Annotated in this window: 19 protein-coding genes, 6 tRNA genes and 1 riboswitch; of the genes, 12 read left to right on the top strand and 13 right to left on the bottom strand. The window is 71.0% G+C overall.

The genetic code is table 11. The annotated features are described in order from the left end of the window. Positions 1-213: 213 nt before the first annotated feature. On the bottom strand, positions 214-1,299 hold the full coding sequence (locus ACSYGO_RS23350; protein WP_345657451.1) for a Leu/Phe/Val dehydrogenase: 1,086 nt from the start codon (positions 1,297-1,299) through the stop codon (positions 214-216). A 222-nt stretch (positions 1,300-1,521) separates the two neighbouring features. Between ACSYGO_RS23350 and ACSYGO_RS23345 the strand changes: the two genes are divergently transcribed. Both ACSYGO_RS23345 and bldC read left to right on the top strand, forming a co-directional pair. Then, positions 1,522-2,370 carry a hypothetical protein gene (locus tag ACSYGO_RS23345; protein ID WP_426677190.1) on the top strand — a complete coding sequence of 283 codons (849 nt, stop codon included), beginning with the start codon at positions 1,522-1,524 and terminating at the stop codon, positions 2,368-2,370. 568 nt (positions 2,371-2,938) lie between these two features. Further along, positions 2,939-3,145, top strand: coding sequence for a developmental transcriptional regulator BldC (bldC, locus tag ACSYGO_RS23340; protein WP_003949541.1), 207 nt, complete (start codon positions 2,939-2,941; stop codon positions 3,143-3,145). A gap of 468 nt (positions 3,146-3,613) precedes the next feature. On the opposite strand, the gene ACSYGO_RS23335 is transcribed toward bldC, so the two are convergent. From ACSYGO_RS23335 to ACSYGO_RS23300, 8 genes are all read right to left on the bottom strand, one after another. Then, entirely contained in the window at positions 3,614-3,805 is a 192-nt protein-coding gene (locus tag ACSYGO_RS23335; protein ID WP_426677191.1) for a DUF6274 family protein, read from the bottom strand. Positions 3,806-4,039: 234 nt separating this feature from the next. Next, positions 4,040-4,114: transfer RNA gene (locus ACSYGO_RS23330), tRNA-Asp, on the bottom strand. A gap of 93 nt (positions 4,115-4,207) precedes the next feature. Next, on the bottom strand, positions 4,208-8,152 hold the full coding sequence (hrpA, locus tag ACSYGO_RS23325) for an ATP-dependent RNA helicase HrpA (protein WP_460387506.1): 3,945 nt from the start codon (positions 8,150-8,152) through the stop codon (positions 4,208-4,210). A gap of 148 nt (positions 8,153-8,300) precedes the next feature. Then, on the bottom strand, positions 8,301-8,858 hold the full coding sequence (locus ACSYGO_RS23320) for a hypothetical protein (protein WP_460387505.1): 558 nt from the start codon (positions 8,856-8,858) through the stop codon (positions 8,301-8,303). Positions 8,859-8,958: 100 nt separating this feature from the next. After that, positions 8,959-9,032: transfer RNA gene (locus ACSYGO_RS23315), tRNA-Phe, on the bottom strand. A 24-nt stretch (positions 9,033-9,056) separates the two neighbouring features. Further along, positions 9,057-9,131: transfer RNA gene (locus ACSYGO_RS23310), tRNA-Asp, on the bottom strand. A gap of 49 nt (positions 9,132-9,180) precedes the next feature. Next, positions 9,181-9,253: transfer RNA gene (locus ACSYGO_RS23305), tRNA-Glu, on the bottom strand. 80 nt (positions 9,254-9,333) lie between these two features. Continuing rightward, positions 9,334-10,917: a metallophosphoesterase family protein gene (locus ACSYGO_RS23300; protein ID WP_426677194.1), complete on the bottom strand. Its 1,584-nt coding sequence runs from the start codon at positions 10,915-10,917 to the stop codon at positions 9,334-9,336. 198 nt (positions 10,918-11,115) lie between these two features. Here ACSYGO_RS23300 and ACSYGO_RS23295 point away from each other — a divergent pair, with 198 nt between their 5' ends. The 5 genes from ACSYGO_RS23295 to ACSYGO_RS23275 all read left to right on the top strand — a co-directional run bounded on the left by ACSYGO_RS23295 (position 11,116) and on the right by ACSYGO_RS23275 (position 16,474). Further along, positions 11,116-11,466 carry a metallopeptidase family protein gene (locus ACSYGO_RS23295; RefSeq protein ID WP_028804536.1) on the top strand — a complete coding sequence of 117 codons (351 nt, stop codon included), beginning with the start codon at positions 11,116-11,118 and terminating at the stop codon, positions 11,464-11,466. Positions 11,467-11,580: 114 nt separating this feature from the next. Then, complete coding sequence (locus ACSYGO_RS23290) at positions 11,581-12,093, top strand: hypothetical protein (RefSeq protein WP_460389751.1); 513 nt, start codon at positions 11,581-11,583, stop codon at positions 12,091-12,093. Positions 12,094-12,338: 245 nt separating this feature from the next. Next, positions 12,339-14,477: a DEAD/DEAH box helicase gene (locus tag ACSYGO_RS23285; RefSeq protein ID WP_460387503.1), complete on the top strand. Its 2,139-nt coding sequence runs from the start codon at positions 12,339-12,341 to the stop codon at positions 14,475-14,477. 267 nt (positions 14,478-14,744) lie between these two features. Further along, positions 14,745-16,280, top strand: coding sequence for an amino acid permease (locus ACSYGO_RS23280; protein WP_426677196.1), 1,536 nt, complete (start codon positions 14,745-14,747; stop codon positions 16,278-16,280). Between the two features lie 121 nt (positions 16,281-16,401). Next, positions 16,402-16,474 (top strand) — tRNA-Lys (locus ACSYGO_RS23275). Between the two features lie 79 nt (positions 16,475-16,553). Here the strand turns inward: ACSYGO_RS23275 and ACSYGO_RS23270 are convergent. Both ACSYGO_RS23270 and ACSYGO_RS23265 read right to left on the bottom strand, forming a co-directional pair. Continuing rightward, positions 16,554-17,180 (bottom strand): GTP cyclohydrolase II, encoded by a 627-nt coding sequence (locus ACSYGO_RS23270; RefSeq protein WP_095935266.1) that lies wholly within the window; start codon positions 17,178-17,180, stop codon positions 16,554-16,556. A 195-nt stretch (positions 17,181-17,375) separates the two neighbouring features. Next, the gene (locus tag ACSYGO_RS23265) at positions 17,376-17,879 is read right to left on the bottom strand and encodes a MarR family winged helix-turn-helix transcriptional regulator (RefSeq protein ID WP_426677197.1); all 504 of its coding nucleotides are present in this window, start codon (positions 17,877-17,879) and stop codon (positions 17,376-17,378) included. A 103-nt stretch (positions 17,880-17,982) separates the two neighbouring features. Here ACSYGO_RS23265 and ACSYGO_RS23260 point away from each other — a divergent pair, with 103 nt between their 5' ends. The 5 genes from ACSYGO_RS23260 (at position 17,983) to ACSYGO_RS23240 (ending at position 23,502) form a co-directional block, all read left to right on the top strand. After that, positions 17,983-19,128, top strand: coding sequence for a dihydrofolate reductase family protein (locus ACSYGO_RS23260; protein ID WP_460387501.1), 1,146 nt, complete (start codon positions 17,983-17,985; stop codon positions 19,126-19,128). A gap of 88 nt (positions 19,129-19,216) precedes the next feature. Next, positions 19,217-19,290, top strand: a tRNA-Met gene (locus ACSYGO_RS23255). Between the two features lie 189 nt (positions 19,291-19,479). Beyond that, on the top strand, positions 19,480-20,685 hold the full coding sequence (locus ACSYGO_RS23250) for a PP2C family protein-serine/threonine phosphatase (protein ID WP_460387500.1): 1,206 nt from the start codon (positions 19,480-19,482) through the stop codon (positions 20,683-20,685). 233 nt (positions 20,686-20,918) lie between these two features. Continuing rightward, positions 20,919-21,073, top strand: a riboswitch (cyclic di-AMP (ydaO/yuaA leader). 11 nt (positions 21,074-21,084) lie between these two features. After that, positions 21,085-22,125, top strand: a complete 1,041-nt coding sequence (locus tag ACSYGO_RS23245) for a M23 family metallopeptidase (protein ID WP_460387498.1) — start codon at positions 21,085-21,087, stop codon at positions 22,123-22,125. A 432-nt stretch (positions 22,126-22,557) separates the two neighbouring features. Continuing rightward, positions 22,558-23,502: an aldo/keto reductase gene (locus ACSYGO_RS23240; protein ID WP_460387496.1), complete on the top strand. Its 945-nt coding sequence runs from the start codon at positions 22,558-22,560 to the stop codon at positions 23,500-23,502. 116 nt (positions 23,503-23,618) lie between these two features. Here the strand turns inward: ACSYGO_RS23240 and ACSYGO_RS23235 are convergent, their stop codons facing one another. Together ACSYGO_RS23235 and trmB are read right to left on the bottom strand one after the other, a co-directional pair. Then, a complete protein-coding gene (locus tag ACSYGO_RS23235; RefSeq protein WP_460387494.1) occupies positions 23,619-25,004 on the bottom strand; it encodes a PrsW family intramembrane metalloprotease in 1,386 nt (461 codons plus the stop codon). 115 nt (positions 25,005-25,119) lie between these two features. Then, positions 25,120-25,965 carry a tRNA (guanosine(46)-N7)-methyltransferase TrmB gene (gene trmB, locus ACSYGO_RS23230; protein WP_426677203.1) on the bottom strand — a complete coding sequence of 282 codons (846 nt, stop codon included), beginning with the start codon at positions 25,963-25,965 and terminating at the stop codon, positions 25,120-25,122. Positions 25,966-26,075: the final 110 nt, after the last annotated feature.

Below are 26,075 nucleotides of genomic sequence, written 5' to 3'. Positions count from 1 at the left end.
TTCCACGGTACCTGAGCCCGCGCCCATACGGTACGTCGCCCGCAGGACGCGCCTTCGCCCAGAACCCGCGAGGTGCCCCGTCCCCGCTGGTCAACCGCGATTTTAACCTCTTCTTGGCGCACGACCCGCCGACAGACGTGAGAGTTCTCTCTAAGCGTTCCGTCGGCGGGTCCCTGACAAGTGCCCGAGGGGGCGGAATGTGCGGTTCCGGGGTCAGCGGCGCCGCGCCTCGGCCATCCTCTGCTCGGCGATCCGGTCGGCCGCGGCGGCCGGCGGAATCCCGTCTTCCTTCGCACGTGCGAATATGGCCAGCGTGGTGTCGAAGATCTTCGACGCCTTCGCCTTGCACCGGTCGAAGTCGAAGCCGTGCAGCTCGTCGGCGACCTGGATGACACCGCCCGCGTTGACGACGTAGTCGGGGGCGTACAGGATCCCGCGGTCCGCGAGGTCCTTCTCGACGCCCGGGTGCGCCAGCTGGTTGTTGGCGGCACCGCACACGACCTTGGCGGTGAGCACTGGCACGGACAGATCGTTCAGCGCGCCGCCCAGCGCGCACGGCGCGTAGATGTCGAGGCCCTCGGTGCGGATGAGTGCCTCGGTGTCGGCGACTGCCGTGACACGGGAGGGGTGCCGCTCCAGGATCCGCTGCACGGACTCGGGCCGCACATCGGTGATCACGACCTCGGCGCCGTCGTCGAGCAGGTGCTGCACGAGGTGGTGCCCGACCTTGCCGACACCGGCGACGCCGACCTTGCGGCCGCGCAGGGTGGGGTCGCCCCACAGGTGCTGGGCCGAGGCCCGCATGCCCTGGAAGACACCGAAGGCGGTGAGCACGGAGGAGTCGCCGGCGCCGCCGTTCTCGGGCGAGCGGCCGGTGGTCCAGCGGCACTCGCGCGCCACGACGTCCATGTCGGCGACGTAGGTGCCGACGTCACAGGCGGTCACGTACCGGCCACCGAGCGAGGCCACGAACCGTCCGTACGCGAGCAGCAGCTCCTCGGACTTGATCCGGTCCGGGTCGCCGATGATCACGGCCTTGCCGCCGCCGTGGTCGAGACCGGCCATGGCGTTCTTGTACGACATCCCGCGCGACAGGTTGAGGGCGTCGGCGACGGCCTCCTCCTCGCTCGCGTACGGGTAGAAGCGCGTACCGCCGAGGGCGGGGCCCAGGGCGGTGGAGTGGATGGCGATGACGGCCTTGAGGCCGGTGGCGCGGTCCTGGCAGAGCACGACTTGCTCGTGGCCGCCCTGGTCCGAGTGGAACAGGGTGTGCAGGACGCCGTCGGTTACGTCGGTCACTGTGGTGACTCCCAGGTAATAAGCGGCGGTTGAGTGCGGAGCCCGTGCGGGTGGCGGGCTCCGTGGGCATGAGGGTAGAGCCTGCACCCGCCCGCTATCGGTGCAGTGTTCAGGATCACCTACCTGTGGCGTACAGCCATGGTTCGATTTGCATAGATTTCTCGTCAGGTCGTGCGTGGATTTCGCTGGTTTTCCCGGGTGCCGACGGGGGAGGGAGCAGGCGTGCCGAAGGTGTCCTCCGTGATCGTCCCCTATGCGTCGTACCTACGGGTGTACGAACCGCTGGCCGCCTTTCCGGAACCGGAGCGCGGTCGCTGGGCGCGCTACGCCCGCCGCGCCGACCGCCCCTCGTACCAGGACGAACTGCGCCGCTCGCTGGCCGACTTGCTGCCCACCCCGCCCGTTCCCGTCCCGGTGCACGAGAGCGGGGACGCCTTCGTGCTGGAGGTCGACGGGGTGGTGTGCGTCTGTCCCTGGCAGACCCGGCTGCGCGGCTGGCTGGCCCTGGGCGACCTGGCCGAGGAGTTCCCGGCACCCGTGCTCGACGCGGTCCTGCCGCCCCTGGTGCGCCACCAGGCCACCCAGGACTACGAGCGCTGGCTGGCCGCCAATCCCGACGCCCGCCCGTGGATCCGCACCGCGACCTGGCAGGTGCCGCTGAACTGGTTCGTGCTGGTCTCCGACGAGGAGCGGGAGTACGAGAAGGGGGCGGGGCCCGGCGGGGCCAAGCCGGTGCTGCGCTACCGGACGCCGATGGTGCAGGCCCGGCGGCGGACGGCCCGGGCCCTGAAGACGCTCAAGGACACCCTCGACGACGGCCCCCTGATCGAGGGCCTGGTGGACGTGGGGCGCTGGCTGGAGGAGTTCCACCCGCGTTCGCTGGTGGAACTGGACTACGGGGGGCTCGTGCACGCCCTGCCGGCCGGTCACCTGGAGGGCGACCACTCGGCCGCGGACGTCGCCGAGGGCATCGAGGCGCTGCGCGCCGGGGACGGCGCCACGGCGGGCGAGGCGTACGGGCGGCTGGTGGAGCGCTGGCGCGCGGTCCGGGACCGGCGCTCCGCGAACTGACGCACGGCGGGCGAAGGGTCCGCCCGGGGCGGTCTCCACGGGTGTGATCTGCTTCTCATCGGCCGGGTGTCGAACTCGCGTATGGTCCTCACACGCTGAAGAACCCTCACCTCAGGACGTAGGTCCTGATCCGGGCTTATGCGTCAAGCGTGTGTCAAGGGTGACGGACGGCACTTACCTGACTCTTGCATCGCTTGCCCCTCCCCATGCCAAAATAGGACAAGGAGTCCGGGGGAGGACTCTATCCGCCCACGTATGGGTGGAATCTCAGCATTGCACGCTATGGGGGGTCTGATGACTCCTGATCGCCCTGTGACTGATCGTCACAGTGGCGTGACTGTCCGCTATGGCATGGTCCATCGGCTTCCGTCGCTGATGAACACCTGGGAGGGCAATTCCATCGGTTTGGCCGACGCGGCTGGACAGATGGTGTAGTTGTAGTGCCGAGGACAAGCCGTTCGTCCTATAACCGACTCGACTCGCGTCCACCATTTCGGGCAACGCGGGTCAAGGTGCAGAATTTAGAGGAAAGAACCGAGAAGGTTCGGTTCTCCCGAGGAGGCCGCTCATGACCGCTCGCACCCCTGATGCCGAGCCGCTGCTGACCCCGGCTGAGGTCGCCACGATGTTCCGCGTCGACCCCAAGACGGTCACGCGGTGGGCGAAGGCCGGCAAGCTCACGTCCATTCGCACGCTCGGCGGGCACCGCCGTTACCGCGAGGCTGAGGTCCGCGCACTGCTCGCGGGTATCCCGCAGCAGCGCAGCGAGGCCTGAACAACTACATAACCGGGCAAATCGGCAGGTCCCCCAACCCGTCGAGGCGTCCACACCAAAGCTCCAAGCGACGCGGGTTCTGCCCCAACAGAGCCCACGCCCAGGCTTTCTAGGCAAGTGACAAGGGTGCGTCGTCGATCGCGCTGGACTCCGCCGGGTCCAGCGCGATCTTTTTTGTGCCATGACCACGCCCCGGCGGCCGGCCTGTGAGCAGCCTTGTCGGAGTCTGGGGGGCGGTGTCGGATCTCCTGTGCGAGCCCCCGATCAGTGGTGCAATTGCACATATTAAATTGACCAGTTGTAGGTGGGGTGTAAGTTCCGCACTTCTGAAAACTTATGCGGTGACTCCCGTCACATGCCACAGTCCTTGTTACACGCGAGCCTTCTGAGCTAAGGGAGTTGGGGCCGTGTGCGCCGGGGCGCACGCCCAGCGTGCCATCGGGTGGTGACCGCGTCGCACGCCTTTGGTCACGCCTTCGAGGGGCTTTCGTCCTCGACGGCGCTCTCGATGTCCTCCTCGCCGCGCGGGCCGGGCTCCATGGCCAGTCGCAGGAGCTGGTGACAGATCGGGCAGTGCCGCGTCAGATGGCGGTACCCGGAGGCGGCCGACAGGTGGGCGCGGAGCAGTGCTCGCGTCTCGTGCCTAGCGGACGCCGCCATACGCACCTCCAGGGGGTCGAGGGCCCTGGTTTCCGGGGTACCGGCGGAATGTGACGCCGTCAAGAGACGGTGCGCCCTCGCGGTCGCCCTCCGGGCCGCGTACGGCCGCCGTGGACGCGTACGGGCCCGCCGTGGGCGCTCGCCGGTCTCCGGGCTCCGGGGCGTGCCGGCGGGCCCGCCGCTGCCCGCACATGCGAAAGGCCCGGAGCCGAAGCTCCGGGCCTTTGTCCACTGCGGTCCTGACGGGATTTGAACCCGCGGCCTCCACCTTGACAGGGTGGCGAGCACTCCAAACTGCTCCACAGGACCAGGTTTCGCAGTGCGATTCGTGCGTTGCGCTGCGAGAAGAGACTGTACAGGAGGGTGAGCCCGGGGTCGAACTCACCCAGCGTGCAGGCTCGATTACGGTGCTGCCGCGTCGATCGCCTTCACGATCCGCTTGTCGGAGACGGGATACGCCGTGCCGAGCGCGTGGGCGAAATAGCTGACCCGGAGCTCCTCGATCATCCAGCGGATGTCCAGGACCTGCTGCGGGACCGGACGGCCCTGCGGCAGCTGCTCCAGCAGCCACGCGTACTCGTCCCGCATCTCGTGGACCTTCTCCATGCGCGTGGTGTCCCGCTGCACGTTCGTCGGCATCTGCTGGAGCCGGCGGTCGGCGGCGACCAGGTAGCGCATCAGGTCGGGCAGCCGGCGCAGCCCGGTCTCCGTGACGAAGCCGGGCTTCACGAGGGCGTCCAGCTGGCCGCGCACATCCGTGAGGTTCGTCAGCAGCGTGGGGCTCCTGACGCCCTTCAGACGGCGCTCACAGGCCTGCCAGGCGGCCAGCACCTGCTGCACCTGCCCGACCGTGCGGACCGTCGTGTCGACGATCTCGGCGCGCACCTTGTCGTACAGCTTCCGGTACGACTCCTCGTCCCACGCCGGGCCGCCGAAGTCACCGATGAGCTTGTCCGCCGCCGCCATGGCGCAGTCGTCGAACAGGGCCTGCACCGATCCGTGCGGGTTCGCCGACAGGGCGAGCTTCTGGGCGTTGCTGAGCTTGTCCGACGCGAACTTGCCGGGGTTGACCGGGATGTTGCGCAGGATCAGCCGGCGCGTGCCCTTCCACATGGCCTGCTGCTGCTCGGCCTCCGTGTCGAAGAGTCGTACGGAGACGGTGTCGCCGTCGTCGACGAGCGCCGGGTACGCCTTCACGGGCTGGCCCGCCCTGCGGGTCTCGAAGACGCGCGTCAGCGAGCCGATCGTCCAGTCCGCGAGCCCGGAGCGCTCCAGGGACTCGCCGCCCGTGCGCTCGGCCGTCGCCGCCGCGGCCTGCGAGATCGCCTTGCGCGCCTTCGGCTTCAGGCGCAGCTTCAGCTCCTCCAGATCCTTGTCCTCGGCGAGCTTGCGGCGCCGCTCGTCGACGATCCGGAAAGTGATCTTCAAGTGGTCGGGGACCCGGGACCAGTCGAAGTCGTCGGCCGTGAGCGGCACGCCGACCATCCGCTTCAGCTCGCGCGCCATGGTCACGGTGAGCGGTTCCTGGAGGGGAACCGCCCGCTCCAGGAACCGCTGGGCGAAGTTCGGGGCCGGGACGTAGTTGCGGCGGATCGGCTTCGGGAGGGAGCGGATGAGCTCGGTGACGACCTCTTCGCGCAGGCCCGGGATCTGCCAGTCGAAGCCCTCGTCCGTGACCTGGTTGAGGACCTGGAGCGGAATGTGGACGGTCACGCCGTCCGCGTCCGCGCCCGGCTCGAACTGGTACGTGACCTTGAACTTCAGCCGGCCCTGCCGCCACGTGTCCGGGTAGTCGTCCTTGCTGACGTCGCCGGCGCGCTCGTTGATCAGCATCGAGCGCTCGAAGTCGAGGAGTTCGGGCTCGTCGTGGCGCTTGTGCTTCCACCAGGAGTCGAAGTGCGCCCCGGACACCACGTGCTCGGGCACCCGCTGGTCGTAGAAGTCGAACAGCGTCTCGTCGTCCACGAGGATGTCGCGGCGCCGTGCCCGGTGCTCCAGCTCCTCGACCTCGGTCAGCAGCTTGCGGTTGTCGGCGAAGAACTTGTGGTGCGTGCGCCAGTCGCCCTCGACGAGGGCATTGCGAATGAAAAGCTCCCGGGACGCCTCCGGGTCGATCCGCCCGTAGTTCACCTTGCGCTGGGCGACGATCGGCACGCCGTAGAGCGTGACCTTCTCGTACGCCATCACCGCGGCCTGGTCCTTCTCCCAGTGCGGTTCGCTGTACGTCCGCTTCAGCAGGTGCCCGGCGAGCGGCTCGACCCACTCGGGCTCGATCTTCGCGTTGACGCGCGCCCACAGCCGCGAGGTCTCCACCAGCTCGGCGGACATCACGAACCGCGGGGGCTTCTTGAAGAGAGCGGAGCCCGGGAAGACCGCGAACTTGGCGCTGCGGGCACCCAGGTACTCGTTCTTCGCGCCGTCCTTGACGTCCTTCATCCCGATGTGCGAGAGCAGGCCCGCGAGCAGCGACACATGGACGCTCTGGTCGGCCGCGTCCTCCTCGTTCAGGTGGATGCCCATCTGCTTGGCGACCGTGCGCAGCTGGGAGTAGATGTCCTGCCACTCGCGGATGCGCAGGAAGTTCAGGTACTCCTGCTTGCACATGCGACGGAACGCGGACGAACCGCGCTCCTTCTGCTGCTCGCGGACGTACCGCCACAGATTCAGGAAGGCGAGGAAGTCGCTCGTCTCGTCCTTGAAGCGGGCGTGCTGCTGGTCGGCCTGCGCCTGCTTGTCGGAGGGGCGCTCGCGCGGGTCCTGGATGGAGAGCGCGGCGGCGATCACCATGACCTCGCGCACACAGCCGTTCCTGTCGGCCTCCAGCACCATGCGCGCCAGGCGCGGGTCCACCGGCAGCTGGGCGAGCTTGCGGCCGGTCTGCGTGAGCCGCTTGCGTACGTCCTTCTGCGCCGGGTCCAACGCGCCCAGTTCCTGGAGGAGTTGGACGCCGTCACGGATGTTGCGGTGGTCCGGCGGGTCGATGAACGGGAACTTCTCGATGTCCCCGAGTCCGGCCGCGGTCATCTGGAGGATGACGGAGGCGAGGTTCGTACGGAGGATCTCCGCGTCCGTGAACTCCGGGCGCGCTTCGAAGTCGTCCTCGGAGTACAGGCGGATGCAGATGCCGTCGGACGTACGGCCGCAGCGGCCCTTGCGCTGGTTGGCGCTCGCCTGCGAGACCGGCTCGATGGGCAGCCGCTGGACCTTGGTGCGGTGGCTGTACCGGGAGATCCGGGCGGTGCCCGGGTCGATGACGTACTTGATCCCGGGGACCGTCAGCGAGGTCTCGGCGACGTTGGTCGCCAGAACGATCCTGCGGCCGGTGTGCGGCTGGAACACCCGGTGCTGCTCGGCGTGCGAGAGGCGGGCGTACAGCGGCAGCACCTCCGTGAACCGGTAGTTCTTCTTCGTCAGCGCGTCGGCGGTGTCACGGATCTCCCGCTCGCCGGAGAGGAAGACCAGGATGTCGCCCTTGCCCTCGGCCTGGAGCTCCTCGACGGCGTCGCAGATCGCGGTGATCTGGTCGCGGTCGGCGTCCTCGGCGTCCTCCTCCAGGAGGGGCCGGTACCGCACCTCCACGGGATACGTCCGCCCGCTGACCTCGACGATCGGGGCGTCCCCGAAGTGCCGGGAGAAACGCTCCGGGTCGATGGTCGCGGAGGTGATGACGACCTTGAGGTCCGGCCGCTTGGGCAGCAGCTGGGCGAGGTAGCCCAGCAGGAAGTCGATGTTGAGGGACCGCTCGTGGGCCTCGTCGATGATGATCGTGTCGTACGCGCGCAGCTCGCGGTCCGTCTGGATCTCGGCGAGCAGGATGCCGTCCGTCATCAGCTTGACGAAGGTGTTGTCCTGGTTCACCTGGTCCGTGAAGCGGACCTTCCAGCCGACGGCCTCGCCGAGGGGGGTGTCCAGCTCGTCCGCGACGCGCTCGGCGACCGTGCGGGCGGCGATGCGGCGGGGCTGGGTGTGCCCGATCATGCCGCGCACGCCGCGCCCCAGGTCGAGGCAGATCTTGGGGATCTGGGTGGTCTTGCCGGAGCCGGTCTCGCCCGCGACGATCACGACCTGGTGATCGCGGATGGCATCCGCGATCTCGTCCCTCTTCTGGCTGACCGGCAGCTGTTCGGGGTACGAGACGGCAGGTATGCGCGCGGCGCGCTCGGACATGCGGGCCACGCCCTTGGCGACCTCGGCCTCGATCTCGGCGAGGACGGCCGTGCGGGCCTCGGGCTTGCGGATCTTGCGTGCGCCTTCGAGCCTGCGCCCGAGCCGGTGCGCGTCGCGCAGGGACAGCTCGGCCAGGCGGGGGGCGAGATCGCCCAGGGCGGGGGCGGGATGCGTAGACATACGCGGTCCAGGATCTCACCTCGGCGAAATGACTGGCGAACGCTTTTGCGTCCGAGGCGTCCGGGGTGCCCGACGCGGCCGAGGCCTTTGGTGGTGCCGCCGCCCGACGCGTACGGTCCGCCCCCGGACCCGCCCCGGCGCGTCCGGCCTATTCCCCGGGTGTCTGCTTGGGCAGTGGCGGCTGCGCGGCGGGCGGCGGAGAACCGGCGGGGGCGCCGGACCCGGGCTCGGCCGCCGGGGACCGTTCGGCGGCGGGCCGGTCCGCGGCCGGCTGCGATCCGGTGGTCCGGGACTCGGGGAGCCCGGTGGCCGGGGTCGGGGACCCGGGGGGCTCGTCCGCCGGTGTGCGCGCCCCGGACGACCGGAGGTCCGGGCGGCGTGCGCCGTCGCCGAGGGCGATCGACTTGGCGGTGTTCGAGACGGCCTTGATGCCGAGGTAGGCCGTGGTCATGCTGCTGACCGCGGTGAAGGCCGCGGTGAGCACACCGACGATCACGGACTTGTCGCCGCCCAGGCGCCAGACGCCGAAGATCGCGACTCCGGCGATCGCCAGGTTGCTCAGGACCACCGCGACCAGCCCGTACCGGGCCCGGTACCGCTCGAGATCGAGCTCACGCACCGGTTTCGCCTCACGTCCGCCCACCATCAGGTCCCCCGCCCAAGTCGCCGTCCTGCCGGCCAGAACGTAGCGCTGTGCCGGGAACATGCCAAGCAGGGGGAGGGCGGGCGCGTGAGGTGCCGGGGGAGCGGACGGGAGCCCGGAACGACCGAAGGCCCCGTCCTGTACGGACGGGGCCTTCTGCTTGTGGCTGGGGCCGGGGTCGAACCGGCGACCTATCGCTTTTCAGGCGATCGCTCGTACCAACTGAGCTACCCAGCCACGAGGCTTCCGTGGAAACCTCAGCGGTCCTGACGGGATTTGAACCCGCGGCCTCCACCTTGACAGGGTGGCGAGCACTCCAAACTGCTCCACAGGACCAAGCTGTTGTGTGCGAACAGGCGAACCTAGTGTCGCACACCGTCTTGCGTGCCCCCAACGGGATTCGAACCCGTGCTACCGCCTTGAAAGGGCGGCGTCCTAGGCCGCTAGACGATGAGGGCTATCGGCCCGCCTGCGCGCTTCTCAGCGCGTCGGGGACGTGAGAAGCATATGGGATGGCGGGAGGTATCGCCAAAACGGTTTACGGGGCGCTCGGGGAGGGCGTGCGGGAGGGGGTCGGCGTCGGTGTGGCGCCGGGCTGGTTCTCCTTCGGGAGATGGCGGCTGACCTCGGCCGTCGTCAGGCCCAGGCCCCCGAGTTCGATCTCGTCCCAGGCCTGCAGGCGCCGGGTGTCGCGGTCCAGATAGAGGACCGACGCCTCGATGGGGTCCGGGTACTTGCCCTCCACGGCGCGCAGGCCGCTGCCGCCCGTCGACCCCTCGACGCGCAGACGGGTGCCGTACTTCATGACCTCCATCTCCTCGTGGTGCAGATGGCCGGACAGGACGAGGGGCACGTCGCCGTCCGTCTCGCGCGCCGCGGACGGTTCGTGCGCGACGGCGACGTCCACGGGCGTGCCCGCCGCCCGCTGGTCGCGCAGGGCCGAGGCGAGCCGCGCGCCCGCCAGCTCCTCCGCGGCACCGCCGCCGGGCTCGACGGAACGGTCCGGGGTGAACTGGGGGTCGCCGATGCCGGCGAACCGCACGCCCGCGACCGTGACCGCCCGGCCGTCGTCCAGGACGTGCACGTTCTTCATCCGCTCCAGGTAGCGCTGGGTGACGCGGGAGTCGTGGTTGCCCCGGACCCAGACGTACGGGGCGCCGAGGTCGGCGACGGGGTCCAGGAAGCCGTTCTCGGCGGCCGTGCCGTGGTCCATGGTGTCGCCGGAGTCGACGATCACGTTGATGGAGTACTGCTTCACCAGCGAGGCGACGATCTTCCAGCTCGCCGGGTTGAGGTGGATGTCGGAGACGTGCAGCACACGGATCGTCGTCGGGTCGGGCTCGTACGCGGGAAGGGTGGACGTGACGTCGTACAGCTTGGTCACGTTCGTCACCAGCCGGGCCAACTCCTTCTGGTAGACGTCGAATTCGCTGACGATGCTGCGTGCGTTGCCGACCAGGGAGGGGGCCGAGGAGAGCAGCCCGGAGAACTTCGGCTCCAGGACCGAGTTCGGATTCCAGGTCGCGACGGCGGTCGCGCCGGAGGCGGCCAGCAGGGTGAGCGCGAGCCCGCCCGCGGCGAGGGCGCGGCGCGGGCGGCGGTAGACGGCGAGGCCGAGGGCCGTGGCGCCGGACACGACGGCGATGCACGACCGCACGGCGACGTCGAGGGTGCCGTGCTCGACGTCGCGGGCGACCTCGTCCTGGAGGCCGGAGAGCCGTTCCGGGTGGTCGACCAGGGCCTGCGAGCGGACCGGGTCGAGCTGGTCCACATCCACGTCGAGGCGGATCGGGGCCTCGTGGCTGCGCAGCTCCAGCGCACCGAGCGGAGACACGTTGATCTTGGTGCCGCCGGTGAGGGAGGGGCGCAGGGTCATCGTGGTGTTCATGGGGCCGACCGGCACGCGGACGTTGCCGACGACCAGCAGTCCCAGCCAGGCGCCCAGCAGGACGACGCAGAGCAGGCCGAGCGCACGGGTCCAGGGGCGCGCGTGGGGGTCGAGGTCGACCGCCGTGAGGGTCCGGGGCGGGCGGTGGCGGCGGGTCAGGGCGCGGGGCACCGTGCGCGCGCCGTTTCGTATGCGGTGCACGGTGGCGGTCACGGCAGCGGGGACGCGGGCCATTGGTCCCGTATGCCCAAGTGTGCGGGCGGGTATGCGGGCGCGGCCCGCGGGCGTGCGGACCGTGGCCCGCCGACTCCCCCTCGTCGGCGCCGTTCGCCCGCGCGTGCCGTGGCCGACGCCCCCGTGCGGCGTCGTCGTGAGCTCGCGCGCGGGGGTCGCCGGCTCTCGTACGGTGGTGTCGTGCCGGACAATGGCCGTGTGCTGGAGATGACGCGCGAGGAGTTCGAGGAACTGGTCGCCGAGGCGTTGGACCGGATCCCCCCGGAACTGACCCGGCTGATGGACAACGTGGCGGTGTTCGTCGAGGACGAACCGCCCGCCGACGATCCCGAGCTACTCGGTCTGTACGAGGGGACCCCGCTGACGGACCGTGGGGAGTGGTACGCGGGCGTGCTCCCCGACCGGATCACGATCTACCGCGGCCCGACGTTGCGGATGTGCGACACCCGCGAGGACGTCGTCGCCGAGACCGAGGTGACCGTGGTGCACGAAGTGGCGCACCACTTCGGGATCGACGACGCCCGGCTGCACGCGCTCGGCTACGGGTGACGGCGGCCCGTTTCGCCGGGCCGGCCCGCCGGGGCGCGTGTCCTCTTGCGGGCGGCGGGAGTTGGGCAGGGGGACTCCCGTACCCGCCCTCGGAGGTGGCTGCCCGTGCGCGCCATGTACGTACCCGTCCGACTGGCCGTCACGGTCCTGGCCGCAGCCGCGGCGGCCGGCTGCATGAACGTCGGTGACGACGGGCGGCAGCCGGGGCCCTCGCACTCGGCGGGACAGCACGGCGGGCAGGCCCCCGGCGGAGGCGGCGCGGTGAACGGAGGCGGCGCCGGCCACCACGGGGGCAAGGGGGCGAAGGGGGGCTCCCGCGGGGCGAAGCCCGGCGAGTCCGCGTCCGGCGAGGAGTCCGCGTCGGCGTCGCCGTCCAAGGGCGGGAAGCCCTCCGCCAAGGCCTCGGACAAGGGTGGCAAGGGATCCTCGACGGTGCCCGAGCCGCCGCCGGGGCAGCCGACGCCCACGCACACGACGGCCGAGCCGACACCTCCCCCGCCCCCGCAGGAGACACCGCCGCCGGCCACCGATCCCGGCACGGCGGAGCCGTCGTCCTCGGCGCACGAGCAGCAGGCCGCGCAGCTCGTGGAGCGGGAGCCGGCACCCGAGGCGGGGGCGCCGGCCTGACCGGCGCGCGGGCCGCGGACCGCCGCGGAAGCCGCTGACCTGCTCCTTCGGGCTCGGTTTGCCTTCAGGGGTGGTGGGTGCGTATGGTGGTAGATCGTTTGATCCCATTTGCCCGGCGCCATTGCAGAGAGCGCCGCGTTGGCGCGTACTCTCCCTTGCCGTGGCCGGACCGCATTGAGGCGGTCGATTGCGACTTCACGGAGTTTGGGCGCGTGCCGTAGAACTCCGGAAGGTTCGCATTTCGCATGTCCGTTTCCAGTACTGATCACGTCGTCGTGCCCGAGAACGCCGAGAACGAGGGCGCCGAGGCCGTCGAGAGCACGCAGAGCGCCCCCGAGATCACCTTCGGTGACCTGGGTCTGCCCGAGGGTGTCGTCCGCAAGCTCGCGCAGAACGGCGTGACCACCCCCTTCCCGATCCAGGCCGCGACCATCCCGGACGCCCTGGCCGGCAAGGACATCCTCGGCCGTGGCCGCACCGGCTCCGGCAAGACCCTCTCCTTCGGTCTGCCGACCCTGGCCCGTCTCGCCGAGGGCCGTACCGAGAAGAAGAAGCCGCGCGCCGTCATCCTCACGCCGACCCGTGAGCTCGCGATGCAGGTCGCCGACGCGCTCCAGCCCTACGGCGACGTCCTCGGCCTGAAGATGAAGGTCGTCTGCGGCGGTACGTCGATGGGCAACCAGATCTACGCCCTGGAGCGCGGCGTCGACATCCTCGTCGCCACCCCGGGCCGACTGCGCGACATCATCAACCGCGGCGCCTGCTCCCTGGAGAACGTCGAGGTCGCCGTCCTCGACGAGGCCGACCAGATGTCCGACCTGGGCTTCCTGCCCGAGGTCACCGAGCTGCTCGACCAGGTCCCGGCCGGCGGCCAGCGCATGCTGTTCTCGGCCACCATGGAGAACGAGATCTCCACGCTGGTCAAGCGCTACCTGGTCGACCCGGTCTCGCACGAGGTCGACGCCGCCCAGGGCGCGGTGACGACCATGACGCACCACATCCTCATCGTGAAGCCCAAGGACAAGGCGCCGGTCACCGCCGCGATCGCCTCCCGCAAGGGCCGCACGATCATCTTCGTCCGCACCCAGCTGGGCGCCGACCGCATCGCCGAGCAGCTGCGCGAGGCCGGTGTGAAGGCCGACGCGCTGCACGGCGGCATGACGCAGGGCGCGCGCACCCGCACGCTGGCCGACTTCAAGGACGGCTACGTCAACGCGCTCGTCGCGACCGACGTCGCCGCGCGCGGCATCCACGTCGACGGCATCGACCTGGTGCTGAACGTGGACCCGGCGGGCGACCACAAGGACTACCTGCACCGCTCCGGCCGTACCGCCCGCGCGGGCCGCTCCGGCACCGTCGTGTCGCTGTCCCTGCCGCACCAGCGCCGGCAGATCTTCCGGCTGATGGAGGACGCGGGCGTCGACGCCTCGCGCCACATCATCAACTCCGGTACGGCCTTCGAGCCCGAGGTCGCCGAGATCACCGGTGCCCGCTCGATGACCGAGGTCCAGGCCGAGTCCGCGGGCAACGCCGCGCAGCAGGCCGAGCGTGAGGTCTCGCACCTCACCAAGCAGCTGGAGCGTGCGACGCGCCGTGCGGCCGAGCTGCGCGAGGAGGCCGACCGTCTGGTCGCCCGTGCCGCGCGTGAGCGGGGCGACGACCCGGAGGCCGCCGTCGCCGCGGCGGCCGAGGCCGCCGAGCAGGCCGTCGTGGCGGAGGAGCCCGCGGAGGCTGCCGTCGCCGAGCAGCCCGCCGAGCGTCCCGCCTACGAGCAGCCGCGTCAGCGCCGCGACGAGCGGGGCAACTACGAGCGTCGCGACGACCGCGGTGGCTTCAACCGTGACCGTCGTGACGACCGTGGTGGCCGTTCCTTCGAGCGTCGTGACGACCGTGGCGGCTTCAACCGTGACCGTCGTGACGACCGTGGTGGCCGTTCCTTCGAGCGTCGTGACGACCGTGGCGGCTTCAACCGTGACGACCGCGGTGGCTTCAACCGTGACCGCCGCGACGACCGTCGTGACGACCGTGGTGGCCGTTCCTTCGAGCGTCGTGACGACCGTGGCGGCTTCAACCGTGACGACCGCGGCGGGTTCAACCGTGACCGTCGTGACGACCGTGGTGGCCGTTCCTTCGAGCGCCGTGACGACCGTGGCGGCTTCCGCCGGGACAACGACCGCGGTGGCCGTTCCTTCGAGCGCCGCGACGAGCGCGGTGGCCACCGTGGCAGCGACCGCCCCTTCAACCGCGACCGTCAGGGCGACCGCCCCTCCGGCGGCTTCCGCTCCGGCAGCCACGACCGCCCGTACGGCCGTCGTGACGACCACCGCGGCACCGGCTCCTTCGGCCGCCGCGACGAGAAGCCGCGCTGGAAGCGCAACGGCTGACGCCCGCTGAAGCAGTGAACTGACGTGGCCCCCACCCGACTCGGGTGGGGGCCACGTCGTCGCTCGGGCGGCGGGAGCCCCGCAGACGTCCTCGCGTTCGCCGGAGAACGGGGGACGAGAACGGCACGCCGTATTGCGACGACGGCAAGGGGAACGGCTCCTTCGGTCCGCGGGTGAAGATCGCCTGCGGACGGCGGGGCCGCAGGGGGCTCTTTTGGCCAACCGATGGGCGCATGTCATGCCCCCGGCAAGGGAATCGCTGGGGGCATGAAAGATGACGCCATCGCGAGTGGGCTGTCGGACGAAGAACGGCTTGCCCAGCTCGGCTACACGCAGGTTCTCGCCCGCCGCATGTCGGCGTTCTCCAACTACGCGGTCTCCTTCACCATCATCTCGGTCCTGTCGGGCTGTCTGACGCTCTATCTGTTCGGCATGAACACCGGCGGCCCCGCCGTGATCACCTGGGGCTGGGTGGCGGTCGGACTGATGACGCTCTTCGTCGGGCTGGCGATGGCCGAGATCTGTTCGGCCTATCCGACCTCGGCCGGGCTGTACTTCTGGGCGCACCGGCTCGCCCCGGAGCGCAGCGCGGCGGCCTGGGCGTGGTTCACCGGATGGTTCAACGTCCTCGGACAGGTGGCGGTGACCGCCGGTATCGACTTCGGCGCGGCCTCCTTCCTGGGGGCCTATCTGAACCTCCAGTTCGACTTCGAGGTGACCCCGGGCCGCACCGTAGTCCTGTTCGCCGGGATCCTGGTGCTGCACGGCCTGCTGAACACCTTCGGCGTCCGGATCGTCGCCCTCCTCAACAGCATCAGCGTGTGGTGGCACGTGGTGGGCGTGGCGGTCATCGTGGGCGCGCTCGCCTTCGTGCCGGACCACCACCAGTCCACGTCCTTCGTGTTCACGGAGTTCGTCAACAACACGGGCTGGGGCAGCGGGGTGTACGTCGTCCTCGTCGGCCTGCTGATGGCCCAGTACACGTTCACCGGGTACGACGCGTCCGCCCACATGACGGAGGAGACCCACGACGCGTCCACGGCGGGCCCCAAGGGCATCGTGCGGTCCATCTGGACGTCGTGGATCGCCGGCTTCGTCCTGCTGCTGGGCTTCACGTACGCCATCCAGTCCTACGACGCGGAGCTGAACTCGGCGACGGGCGCGCCCCCCGCCCAGATCCTGCTCGACGCGCTGGGCGCGACCGCGGGCAAGCTGCTCCTGCTCGTCGTGATCGGCGCGCAGCTGTTCTGCGGGATGGCGTCGGTGACGGCCAACAGCCGTATGATCTACGCCTTTTCGCGGGACGGCGCGCTGCCGTTCTCCCATGTGTGGCACACCGTGAACCCGCGGACGCGGACACCGGTGGCGGCGGTGTGGCTGGCGGCGATGGGAGCGCTGGTGCTCGGCCTGCCGTACCTGATCAACTACACGGCCTATGCGGCGGTGACCTCGATCGCGGTCATCGGACTGTACGTCGCGTACGTCATCCCGACGCTGCTGCGCGTGCGCAAGGGTGACGCCTTCGAGCGCGGCCCCTGGCACCTGGGCCGCTGGTCCCGCCCCGTGGGCGTGGTCGCGGTCTCCTGGGTCGTGGTCATCACGGTGCTGTTCATGCTGCCGCAGGTCTCGCCCGTCACCTGGGAGACCTTCAACTACGCCCCGGTGGCGGTGCTCGTGGTCCTCGGGTTCGCGGCGACCTGGTGGCTGGCCTCGGCCCGCCACTGGTTCCTCAACCCCGACCACGAACGGACGATCGCCCGTGAGGCGGCGCGCCGGGGTGCGCCCGAACCGGTCGATCCGTGACCTAGCGCGCTTTTGGCGTGGCCGGTGCGCCGATACCCGATCGGAGTCCCGGCCACGTCCGGCTATGCTCGGGGATGCATCGGCGCGGACCGGTGCAGCGCGTCGGCGTCGGCCGGTGCGTGGACCCTTAGCTCAATTGGCAGAGCAGTGGACTTTTAATCCATTGGTTGTGGGTTCGAGTCCCACAGGGTCTACCGCGAACGGCGCCCCACCCGGTCTCGGGTGGGGCGCCGTCGTCGTCCGTGCGGCCGAGCGCCGCGGGGCGGCGGGACGTCAGCCCGCCGTCAGTTCCGGCAGGGGCAGCGTGTGCTGGGTCTGGAGGACCTTGGCGCGCAGGTAGCGGACGTTGTGCGCGGTGGTGAAGACGCCCGTCGGGACACGCCGGGCGACCGTGATGCCGAGGTCGCGGAGCTGGTCGGCCTTGTCCGGGTTGTTGGAGAGCAGGTCCACGGAGTCGATGCCGAGGGCCCGGAGCATCTGGGCGGCGGCCGTGTAGTCGCGGCCGTCCTCGGGCAGCCCGAGCGCGGCGTTGGCGGCGTACGTGTCGAGGCCCTGGTCCTGGAGGGCGTACGCGTCGAGCTTGTTGTAGAGGCCGATCCCGCGGCCTTCCTGACGGAGGTACAGCAGCACGCCGCCCCGGTCCGCGATCCGTTCCACCGCCTCGCGCAGCTGCGGGCCGCAGTCGCAGCGGGCCGAGCCGAAGACGTCGCCGGTCAGGCACTCGGAGTGCAGCCGCACCAGCGGGTCGGGCCCGGGCTCGCCGAGCACGACCGCCAGGTGTTCCTGCTCGTCGGCGAGGCCGTGGAAGGTGACCAGCTCCGCGTCGACCGAGTAGCCGTCACCGAAGCGCAGCGGCACGCGGACGCGGGTGCGCACCGTGGCGGTGGGGTAGTCGCGCATGTTGTCTCTCCGTCCAGCTGGTTCGTTCGAGGCAGTGCTTCAGATTTGAAGCAAGCTCTCGGAGGGAGACAATACACGGTGCTTTAAAGTTCAAGCAACGCGTTCCGCCGTGTGGCGCCCGGTGTGCCGTGCGGCGCGACCCGAGGCCGGGGCCGACTCGCGCATCCCCCGGTCCGCGCGTCTGGCGCGCGGACCTCACGAAGAACGCCGCCGCCAGGGCAGATCTTCCCCGCAGGTCCCGGACTGGTCGCCCTGGATCGCCCGCGTGATGACCCCGCAGATCTCCTCCAGCTGGCCGACCTGCTCCGGGGTGAGGTGGTCGAAGAGCGCCGCCCGCACCGTCTCCACATGCCCCGGCGCCGTCCGCTCCAGGACGGCCATGCCCTCGTCGGTGAGGGCCGCCACGTGGCCGCGCTTGTCGGTGGGGCAGCCCTCGCGGCGCACCGTCCCGTCCTTCTCCAGCCGTGTCACCGCGTACGTCAGCCGGCTACGGGTGATCTTCAGGATCTCGGCCAGCTCGGTCATGCGCAGCCGCCGGTCCGGTGCCTCGGAGAGCATGGCGAGGATGGAGTAGTAAAGGTGTGGCATGCCCGCCTCCGCCTGGAGCCGACGGTCGATCGTGTCCTCCAGGAGCGAGGAGGCGGAGACGTACGAGCGCCAGGCGCGCTGTTCGGCGGGGGAGAGCCAGCGGGTCGTCATGCCGCCAGTCTAGGTATTGTTTAAAAGTTGAACCACTGAGTCCAGCCGGGCCGGGCCGCCGCGAGCCGGTTCGAACCGCCGAGAGCCGGAGGGTGCGCCTCCCATGCCCCATCCCTACGTCCTGCTGTCCGCCGCCGTCTCCCTCGACGGCTTCCTGGACGACACCGGCCCCGAGCGGCTGCTGCTCTCGGGAGCGGCCGACTTCGACCGGGTCGACGAGGTGCGGGCGTCCAGCGACGCGATCCTGGTCGGAGCCGGCACGATCCGCGCGGACAACCCGCGCCTCCTGGTCAACTCGACCGAGCGCCGCGCGGCACGCGTCGCCGCGGGACGCCCGGAGTACCCGCTGAAGGTCACCGTCAGCGGATCCGGCGACCTGGACCCGGCGGCGCAGTTCTGGCACACCGGTGGCGAGAAGGCCGTCTACACGACCGACAAGGGGGCGGTCCGGGCGGCCGAGGCCCTGCGCGGACTCGACCACCTCGGCATCGACATCGTCTCCACCGGCCCCGAGCTCGACTGGCGCGCGCTGCTGGAGCACCTGCACGACGTCCGGGGCGTGCGCCGCCTCATGGTCGAGGGGGGCGGGCGGGTCCACACCCAGCTGATGCGGGAAGGGCTCGCGGACGAGCTGCAACTCGCCGTCGCACCGCTCTTCGTGGGCCAGCCGGACGCGCCGCGGCTGTTCGGCCCGGGCGCGTATCCCCCCGGGCGGATGCGTCTCGTGGAGACGCGGGCCGTCGGAGACGTCGTCCTCATCCGGTACGTCCCCACGGCACCCGGCACCGGGGAGCTCGCCGGTGCCGCGGACCGGCAGTGGCTGGCCCTCGCCTGCGAGCTGGCCGCGCAGTGCCCGCCCTCGGAGACGGCGTTCAGTGTGGGCGCGGTGGTGGTCGCGGCCGACGGCACCGAGCTGGCCCGCGGTCACTCCCGGGAGGGCGACGACCCCGTCGTGCACGCCGAGGAGGCCGCGCTCGTCAAGATCGACCCCGCCGACCCCCGGCTGGCCGCCGCCACCGTGTACAGCAGCCTGGAGCCGTGCGCCCGACGCGCCTCCCGGCCCGCCCCCTGCGCCCGGCTGATCCTCGACGCCGGGGTGCGGCGTGTGGTCACCGCGTGGCGCGAGCCCGACACGTTCGTCACGGAGGCCGACGGGAGCGGGCTGCTCACCGCCGCGGGCGTCGACGTCCTCGAACTGCCGGAGTTCGAGGAGCGGGCGAAGGCGCCCAACCGGCACCTGCTCGGATAGTCCCGGGGCCAGCGCGACACGCCGGGCGGCGGCGCGGGGAAACGTGTGTGCTTCGGGTCCCGCGGATGGCGTACACTGGTTTCACCGACGCGGGGTGGAGCAGCTCGGTAGCTCGCTGGGCTCATAACCCAGAGGTCGCAGGTTCAAATCCTGTCCCCGCTACTGAAACAAGGGCCGGACTCGACATGACGAGTCCGGCCCTTGGTCTTTCCTCCGGCCCTTTCCCGCTCCTCGGCCTTTCCCCTCGTCCTCGCCCCGCGCCCCCAGGTGGCGGCCGGGCACGACCTGGCGCGTTCCCCCGGTCGGTCCACACCGGTCGCTGCCCGCCCCCGGGCCGGGAAATCTGGACGGGTGGGGCGACCAGGAAGCGAGCGGCGAGCGGCCACGGGCCCGTACGACCGGTCCGGTGGACGGCTGCCCGGCGACCCCGTGCCCGACCCCGGCCTCGGGGACACCCCGCGGCCCCGCCCGGCGGGCACCGGGGAGCGCGGGGTCTCCTCCATGCGGACCTTCGTCCGGGTGCTGCCCGTGCTGTTCGTCGTCGCCGGGGTCCTCTACGACTACCTGACCCCGGCGGAGTTCACCGCCGCCCCCTTCTTCACGGCCGACCCGCTGGTGGCCGCGCCGCTCTACACGCTGCTGTGCACGGCGCTCACCGGCCTGGTGGCCGTCGCCGCCGTCCTCGCGGTGCACCTCAGGCTCGGGATCGTCTTGCACGTCGACGCGGTCACGGAAGTCGTCACCGTGGCGACCGCCGCCGCCCTGGCCGCGCTCATCAACGTCCTCGTGCGCCGCAGCGACGAACGGCTCGCCTCGGTCCGGGAGGTCTCCGAGTCCGCGCAGCGCGCGGTGCTGCCGGAACCGGCCGAGCGGATCGGCGGCCTGGAGGTCGCCGCCCGCTACGAGGCGGCGCAGGCCGACGCGTTCATCGGCGGCGACCTGTACGCGGTGCAGGACTCGCCGCACGGCGTACGCCTGGTCGTGGGCGACGTGCGCGGCAAGGGCATGGGCGCGGTGGCCGCCGTCGCCGTCGTGATCGGCGCGTTCCGGGAGGCGGCCGAGCAGGAGGCGACCCTGGAGGCGGTCGCCGGCCGTCTGGAGCGGGCGCTGGCGCGTGAGGGCACCCGGCGGGAAGGCCTCGACGCCTTCGAGGGCTTCACCACGGCCGTGCTCGCGGAGGTCCCGCACGGCGAATGCGCCGTGCGGATCCTCAACCGCGGTCATCCGCCGCCCCTGCTGCTGCACGCCGACGGCACGCTCGTCACGCTCGACGGCGGTCCTTCGGCGCTGCCGCTCGGGATGAGCGAGTTGGGCAGCTGGCCCGACCGCGCGGTGTGCGAGAAGTTCCCGCACGGGGCGACGCTGCTCCTCTACACCGACGGTCTGTCCGAGGCGCGCGACAGGCGCGGGGACTTCTACGACCCGGCGGCGCGTCTCGCCGGACGCGTGTTCCCGGGTCCCGACGCCCTGTTGACCGTCCTGGCCGAGGAGGTCCGGCGGCACGCGGGAGGCGGCACGACGGACGACATGGCGCTGCTCGCCGTGCGACGCCCTTGATCGTTGTCACCCGGGGTGACCGGACCGTACCCCTCCGCATAACAACTGACGCACCATCAGAGAAGGGCGTGTTTACGAGGTGCGGTCAACTCGCCCGGTTTCCGGCAGCGGTGCCCCCAAAGTCCAGGCCAAAAGCGTTAACGATCAACCCGAACGGCTTGGAATCCGGTGCCTGCGTCTATTAACGTTCGATAACGCAGCGCGGTCGTCCCAGCCGTCACAAGAGGCGGCTCCGTGCGCACGCGCCGAATCCCGCAAGGGAACCGGGGAACCACCAACTTGGGGTGAATCGGGCGTTCTTCGCGGTCATTTCCGTGAGGGACGCGCGTAGGAGACCTTCCTGCTCCGAACCCGTCAGCTAACCCGGTAGGCGAGAAGGAAGGAAAGGAGCGCGCCCACGTGGCGTCCAACCGGCCTGCCCAGCCAACCTCGTTCGCGCCGGACGAAACCCAGTCCATCGGCTACGCGTACGGCAACGACGAGGGCCCCTGGGAGGAGTGGAATCCCACCGCGGATTCCGTCCGTCCCGTCCGCGGCCGGCACCGCGTCAGCAAGCAGCGCGGCGGAGGACTCGCCCGCAGCTCCACCGTCCTCGGTGTCGGTGTGATAGCCGCCGTCGGCGCGGGTGGCATGGCCACCGCGGCGCCCGGCAAACCGCCGGTCTCGATCTCCCTGCCCGACCTCTCCTCGGTCACCGAGTCCGCCAAGGCCCTGATCTCCGACGGCGGCGAGTCCAGCGCGCCCAAGGGCTCCGACACTCCTCTCACCACCGCAGGGCTGACCAGCGCGGACGCCGCGCAGGGCAGCGCCGACGCCGGTGAGGCGCTGCGGGCCCGCATCATGCAGCAGGCCGAGTCGCAGCAGGACCAGGTCGACAACGCGGCCCAGGAGGCCGCCGAGACCGCCGCCGCGAAGCAGGCCGCCGAGACCGCCGCCAAGCAGCAGGACGCCGCCGAGGCCAAGGCCGCCGCCGCCAAGAAGAAGGCGGAGGAGGAGGCCAAGGCCAAGGCCGAGGCGGAGCGCCTGGCCGAGCTCGCCAAGAGCTACTCGCTGCCCACCTCCTCGTACACGCTGACCTCCACCTTCGGTGACGCCGGCTCCATGTGGTCCTCCGGGTACCACACCGGCCTCGACTTCGCGGCGCCCACCGGGACGCTCATCAAGGCGATCCACGGCGGCACCATCACGGAGGCCGGCTGGGCCGGCGCGTACGGCTACCGCACGGTCCTCACCCTCGACGACGGCACGGAGCTGTGGTTCTGCCACCAGTCGTCGATCAGTGTCACCGCCGGGCAGAAGGTCACCACCGGCGAAGTGATCGGGCGCGTGGGCGCGACGGGCAACGTCACCGGACCGCACCTGCACCTGGAAGTGCACCCCGGCGGAGGCGACTCCATCGACCCGATGGCCTGGCTGCGCGGCAAGGGCCTCACCCCCTGAGCCGACCGTCTCCACCCTTGCGCCGAGGGGCTCCGGCTCCGGGCTGAGGGTTTCCGCACGCGTGCCGAGGGGTCCGACCCCTGGCTGTGGTGCTCCACCCTTGTGCCGGGGGATCTCCCCTGGCACAAGGGCCTTCACCCTTGCGCTCAGGGATACGACCCTGGGCCGAGGGTCTCCGCCCGACCCCAGGGCCTCGCGCCCCGGGTCCACGGGCTTCGTCCCGAGCCGAGGGTCCTGGCCCCGGTGCGAGGGACTCCACTCCTGAGGCGCGACCACACACCCTCCGCCGAGGCGGCTTCGCTTCCTCAGCGGCAACGGTCTCCGGCGGTCCTGACGACAACCCCCCGACGTCAGGGCTGCCGGTCAGGTGCATTCGGGTGTCCTCGGATGCATGCGGAATACACCCATCCGGTACGGGTGTTGGGGCGAGGTATGACTCCTCTCCACAAGCTCGGTCCGTCCGACCTCGAGGTCTTCCCGCTCGCCCTCGGGGGCAACGTCTTCGGCTGGACCGCCGACGAAGCGCACTCCTTCGCCGTGCTCGACGCGTACACCGCCGCCGGCGGCAACTTCATCGACACCGCCGACTCCTACTCGGCGTGGGTCGACGGCAACGAGGGCGGCGAGTCCGAGACCCTCATCGGCTCGTGGCTGAAGAAGCGCGGCAACCGCGCCGACGTCGTCCTCGCCACCAAGGTCAGCCAGCACCCCCGGTACCCGGGCCTGTCCGGTGCCAACATCAAGGCGGCGGCCGACGCGTCCCTGCGCCGCCTCGGCACCGACCACATCGACCTGTACTACACGCACTTCGACAAGCCGGAGGTGCCGGTCGAGGAGATCATCGGCGCGCTCGACGAACTGGTGCGGGCGGGCAAGGTGCGGCACATCGCCGCGTCCAACATCTCCCCCGAGCGGCTCCGCGAGTCCCTGGAGTTCTCCGACCGCGAGGGCCTCGCGCGCTATGTCGCCCTCCAGCCCCACTACAACCTCGTCTCGCGCGAGACGTACGAGGGACCCCTGCACGACGTCGCCTCCCGCGCCGGCCTCGCCGCCGTCCCGTACTTCGCCCTCGCGTCCGGCTTCCTCACGGGCAAGTACCGCCCGGGCGTGAGCGTCGACTCGGCCCGCGCCGCCGGGGCGGGCAAGCACCTCGACACCGAACGCGGCATCCGCGTCCTGGCCGCCCTCGACGAGGTCGCCGAGGCGCACGGCGCACCGGTCGCCACGGTGGCCCTGGCCTGGCTGGCCGCCCAGCCGACGGTCGCGGCCCCCATCGCCTCCGCCCGCACGGTCGAGCAGCTCCCGGCGCTGCTGGGCGTGGCGGACCTGGTCCTCACGGAAGGGGAGCTGGCGAAGCTGACGAAGGCGTCCGCCTGACGCCGACGGCGGCCCGGCGAAGGCCTCTGCCCGAGGGGAGCAGCCGCTAGGTGTATTGGCCCGCAGCGTTGTTGATCAAGCCCCGTCAGTGTCAACAACGCTCGTGATCAATACAGCTAGGTGCGGTACGGGTTGTAGGCGGGGTTCGGGGCCACCGGGCCGTACGGGTTCCCGTGCGGCTGTCCCTGCGGTCGCTCCGGGGGCTGCCCGTACGCCCAGGCGTACCCGCGGCCGTACCCGCTCGCGTGGGCGGGCCACGGCGGTGCCGGAATCCGCGGCGCGACCGCCCGTGCCGCGTACGCCAGGGCGGGCCGGGCGATCTCCCTGCGCCGCCACAGCTCGTCGAGCAACTCCCGTTCCCGCACGACGAAGTCGGCGCCGGCCCGGCCGCGGCGGCCCCGGTGACGCAGGAACGCGAGCGAGGTCGCGTACGCCTCGTACTCCGCGACCGAGCGCGCCGCGGCCTTCCCGCCGTGATGCCCCGCGTACTCGCGGGCGAGCCGCCGCGCGCGCATGGAGCCGAGCACATGGGGTTCGACCGGGGTCAGCCACCCGGCGACGGCGTACGCCGGAAGCTCCGTGCGCACGGTGCGCAGTTCACGCTGCCGCGTCCAGACGACCAGCCAGGTCAGCAGTCCGAACGCGGGCACCATGAACGCGGCGTACACCGCGAAGAACCCGTACTCCCCGAACGTCGAGGAGCCGTTCCACACGGAGTGCATGCCCATGGCGAGCAGCAGCCCGCCGAAGGGCAGCAGCACGCGGCGCAGCTGCTGGCGTTCCGCGGACAGCGCCGCGACGCCGAACCCGATGCCGGTCAGCACGGTGAACAGCGGATGCGCGAACGGTGACATGACCACGCGGACGAAGAAGGTCGCGGCGGTGAGGGAGGCGAGCCCCCGCTCCCCGCTGAGCTGGTCGGTTCCGAACGCGGTGCCGAGGTAGAGGATGTTCTCGGTGAACGCGAAGCCGGTGGCCGTGATCCCGGCTATCACGACCCCGTCGACGATCCCGGTGAAGTCCCGTCTGCGGAAGAGGAAGACCAGCAGCACGGCGGCCGCCTTCGCGGATTCCTCGACGATCGGCGCTATGACGGTCGCGCCGAGCGTGTCGGCGCTCGACGGGTCCGCGGTCGAGGTCGCTATCCATCTGGTCGCGAAGCTGTTGGCGACGATCGCTATGAGCGCGGCGGCGCAGGCGCCCCAGGCGAACGAGAAGATCAGATTGCGCCAGGGGCCCGGTTCGACACGGTCCAGCCAGCGGAACGCGGCGACGAGGAGCGGTACGGGGAACACGGCGAGACCGAGACCGACCAGAAACCCCTCGGTGCCGGTCTGCTCGCGGACGAGCGCCAGGATCACGAGCCCCGACATCGCGAGCAGGGTGATCAGCGCGCCGTACCGGACCCATCGGCGCTGCCACCAGTGCGCGTGCCGCAGCCCACCGCCGGCGGGACCGCCGGGGTGTGTCGGGTACGTCGGGTACGGGGGGCAGGTGGCCACGGCATCGACCCTAACGAGGGAGGGGCACGGTCCGCGACGGTGCCTGGTGCCGCCCGGGGCACCCGCGCGGACACCGAAGGGACGCCCGGGTGGCTCCCGGGGCTTCAGCGGCCCTTCAGCCGTCGGCGGACTGCTGGTCCGGGTGTTCTTCGAGCTGCAGTACGCGCCGGAAGAGGAGGTCGTTCACCACATGACCCTTGTCCAGTCCCTGGCCCTCGAAACGGGTCAGCGGCCGGAAGCCGGGACGTGGCGCGTAACCGCCGTCGGGCCGGGTGTTCTCGAAGTCGGGGTGCGCGCTCAGCACTTCGAGCATCTGCTCGGCGTAGGGCTCCCAGTCGGTCGCGCAGTGCACGATCGCCCCCGGCTTGAGGCGGGTCGCCACCAGGCTGAGGAACTCGGGCTGGATCAGCCGCCGCTTGTGGTGCCGCTTCTTGGGCCAGGGGTCGGGGAAGTAGACCCGCAGACCGCTCAGGGACTCGGGCCGGAGCATCTCCCTGAGCAGGATGATCGCGTCGCCGTTGGCCACGCGGACATTGGACAGGCCGCCCCGGTCGGCGAGATTGAGCAGGTTGCCCTGGCCCGGCGTGTGCACGTCGACCGCGAGGATCCCGGTCTTCGGGTCCTCGGCCGCCATCTGCGCGGTGGCCTCGCCCATCCCGAAGCCGATCTCCAGCACGACGGGGCAGTCGGTCCCGAACAGTTCGGCCAGATCGATCGTCCGCTGCCCGTCGATGTCCAGACCCCACTTGGGCCACAGCCGCTGGAGCGCGTCCGCCTGCCCGGCCGTCACCCGGCTGCGGCGCGGCTGGAAGCTCCGGATGCGCCGCTCGAAGTGCGACCCGGCGGGGTCGGCCTTCGGACCGTCGGGGAACCGGGGCTCGCCCTTCGCACGGGTATGCCGCAGCGAGCCGGCGTCGGTGGCCGGCCCGGCCTCTTCGGGGGAGTCAAGGAAGTCAGACACAGTGGTGTCGATTTTACGGGGGTGTGCGGGGTGGGGGATCCGGGTCCGCGGGGCAAGGCCCCGAGGCCCCGAGGCCCCGAGGGGCCGGCAAGACCCCAGGGGCAGGGCAT

The sequence above is a fragment of the Streptomyces krungchingensis genome, from assembly GCF_054729265.1.
Note: the sequence above shows the minus strand (reverse complement) of the source record. Positions and strands in the feature narration are given on the sequence as shown.

Excerpts from the sequence above, each read along its gene's own strand:
- bldC (WP_003949541.1), top strand. The coding sequence starts at position 2,939 with ATGACCGCTCGCACCCCTGATGCCGAGCCGCTGCTGACCCCGGCTGAG.
- ACSYGO_RS23335 (WP_426677191.1), bottom strand. The coding sequence starts at position 3,805 with ATGGCGGCGTCCGCTAGGCACGAGACGCGAGCACTGCTCCGCGCCCAC.
- hrpA (WP_460387506.1), bottom strand. The coding sequence starts at position 8,152 with ATGTCTACGCATCCCGCCCCCGCCCTGGGCGATCTCGCCCCCCGCCTG.
- ACSYGO_RS23320 (WP_460387505.1), bottom strand. The coding sequence starts at position 8,858 with ATGTTCCCGGCACAGCGCTACGTTCTGGCCGGCAGGACGGCGACTTGG.
- ACSYGO_RS23300 (WP_426677194.1), bottom strand. The coding sequence starts at position 10,917 with ATGGCCCGCGTCCCCGCTGCCGTGACCGCCACCGTGCACCGCATACGA.
- ACSYGO_RS23290 (WP_460389751.1), top strand. The coding sequence starts at position 11,581 with ATGTACGTACCCGTCCGACTGGCCGTCACGGTCCTGGCCGCAGCCGCG.
- ACSYGO_RS23285 (WP_460387503.1), top strand. The coding sequence starts at position 12,339 with ATGTCCGTTTCCAGTACTGATCACGTCGTCGTGCCCGAGAACGCCGAG.
- ACSYGO_RS23280 (WP_426677196.1), top strand. The coding sequence starts at position 14,745 with ATGAAAGATGACGCCATCGCGAGTGGGCTGTCGGACGAAGAACGGCTT.
- ACSYGO_RS23270 (WP_095935266.1), bottom strand. The coding sequence starts at position 17,180 with ATGCGCGACTACCCCACCGCCACGGTGCGCACCCGCGTCCGCGTGCCG.
- ACSYGO_RS23265 (WP_426677197.1), bottom strand. The coding sequence starts at position 17,879 with ATGACGACCCGCTGGCTCTCCCCCGCCGAACAGCGCGCCTGGCGCTCG.
- ACSYGO_RS23260 (WP_460387501.1), top strand. The coding sequence starts at position 17,983 with ATGCCCCATCCCTACGTCCTGCTGTCCGCCGCCGTCTCCCTCGACGGC.
- ACSYGO_RS23240 (WP_460387496.1), top strand. The coding sequence starts at position 22,558 with ATGACTCCTCTCCACAAGCTCGGTCCGTCCGACCTCGAGGTCTTCCCG.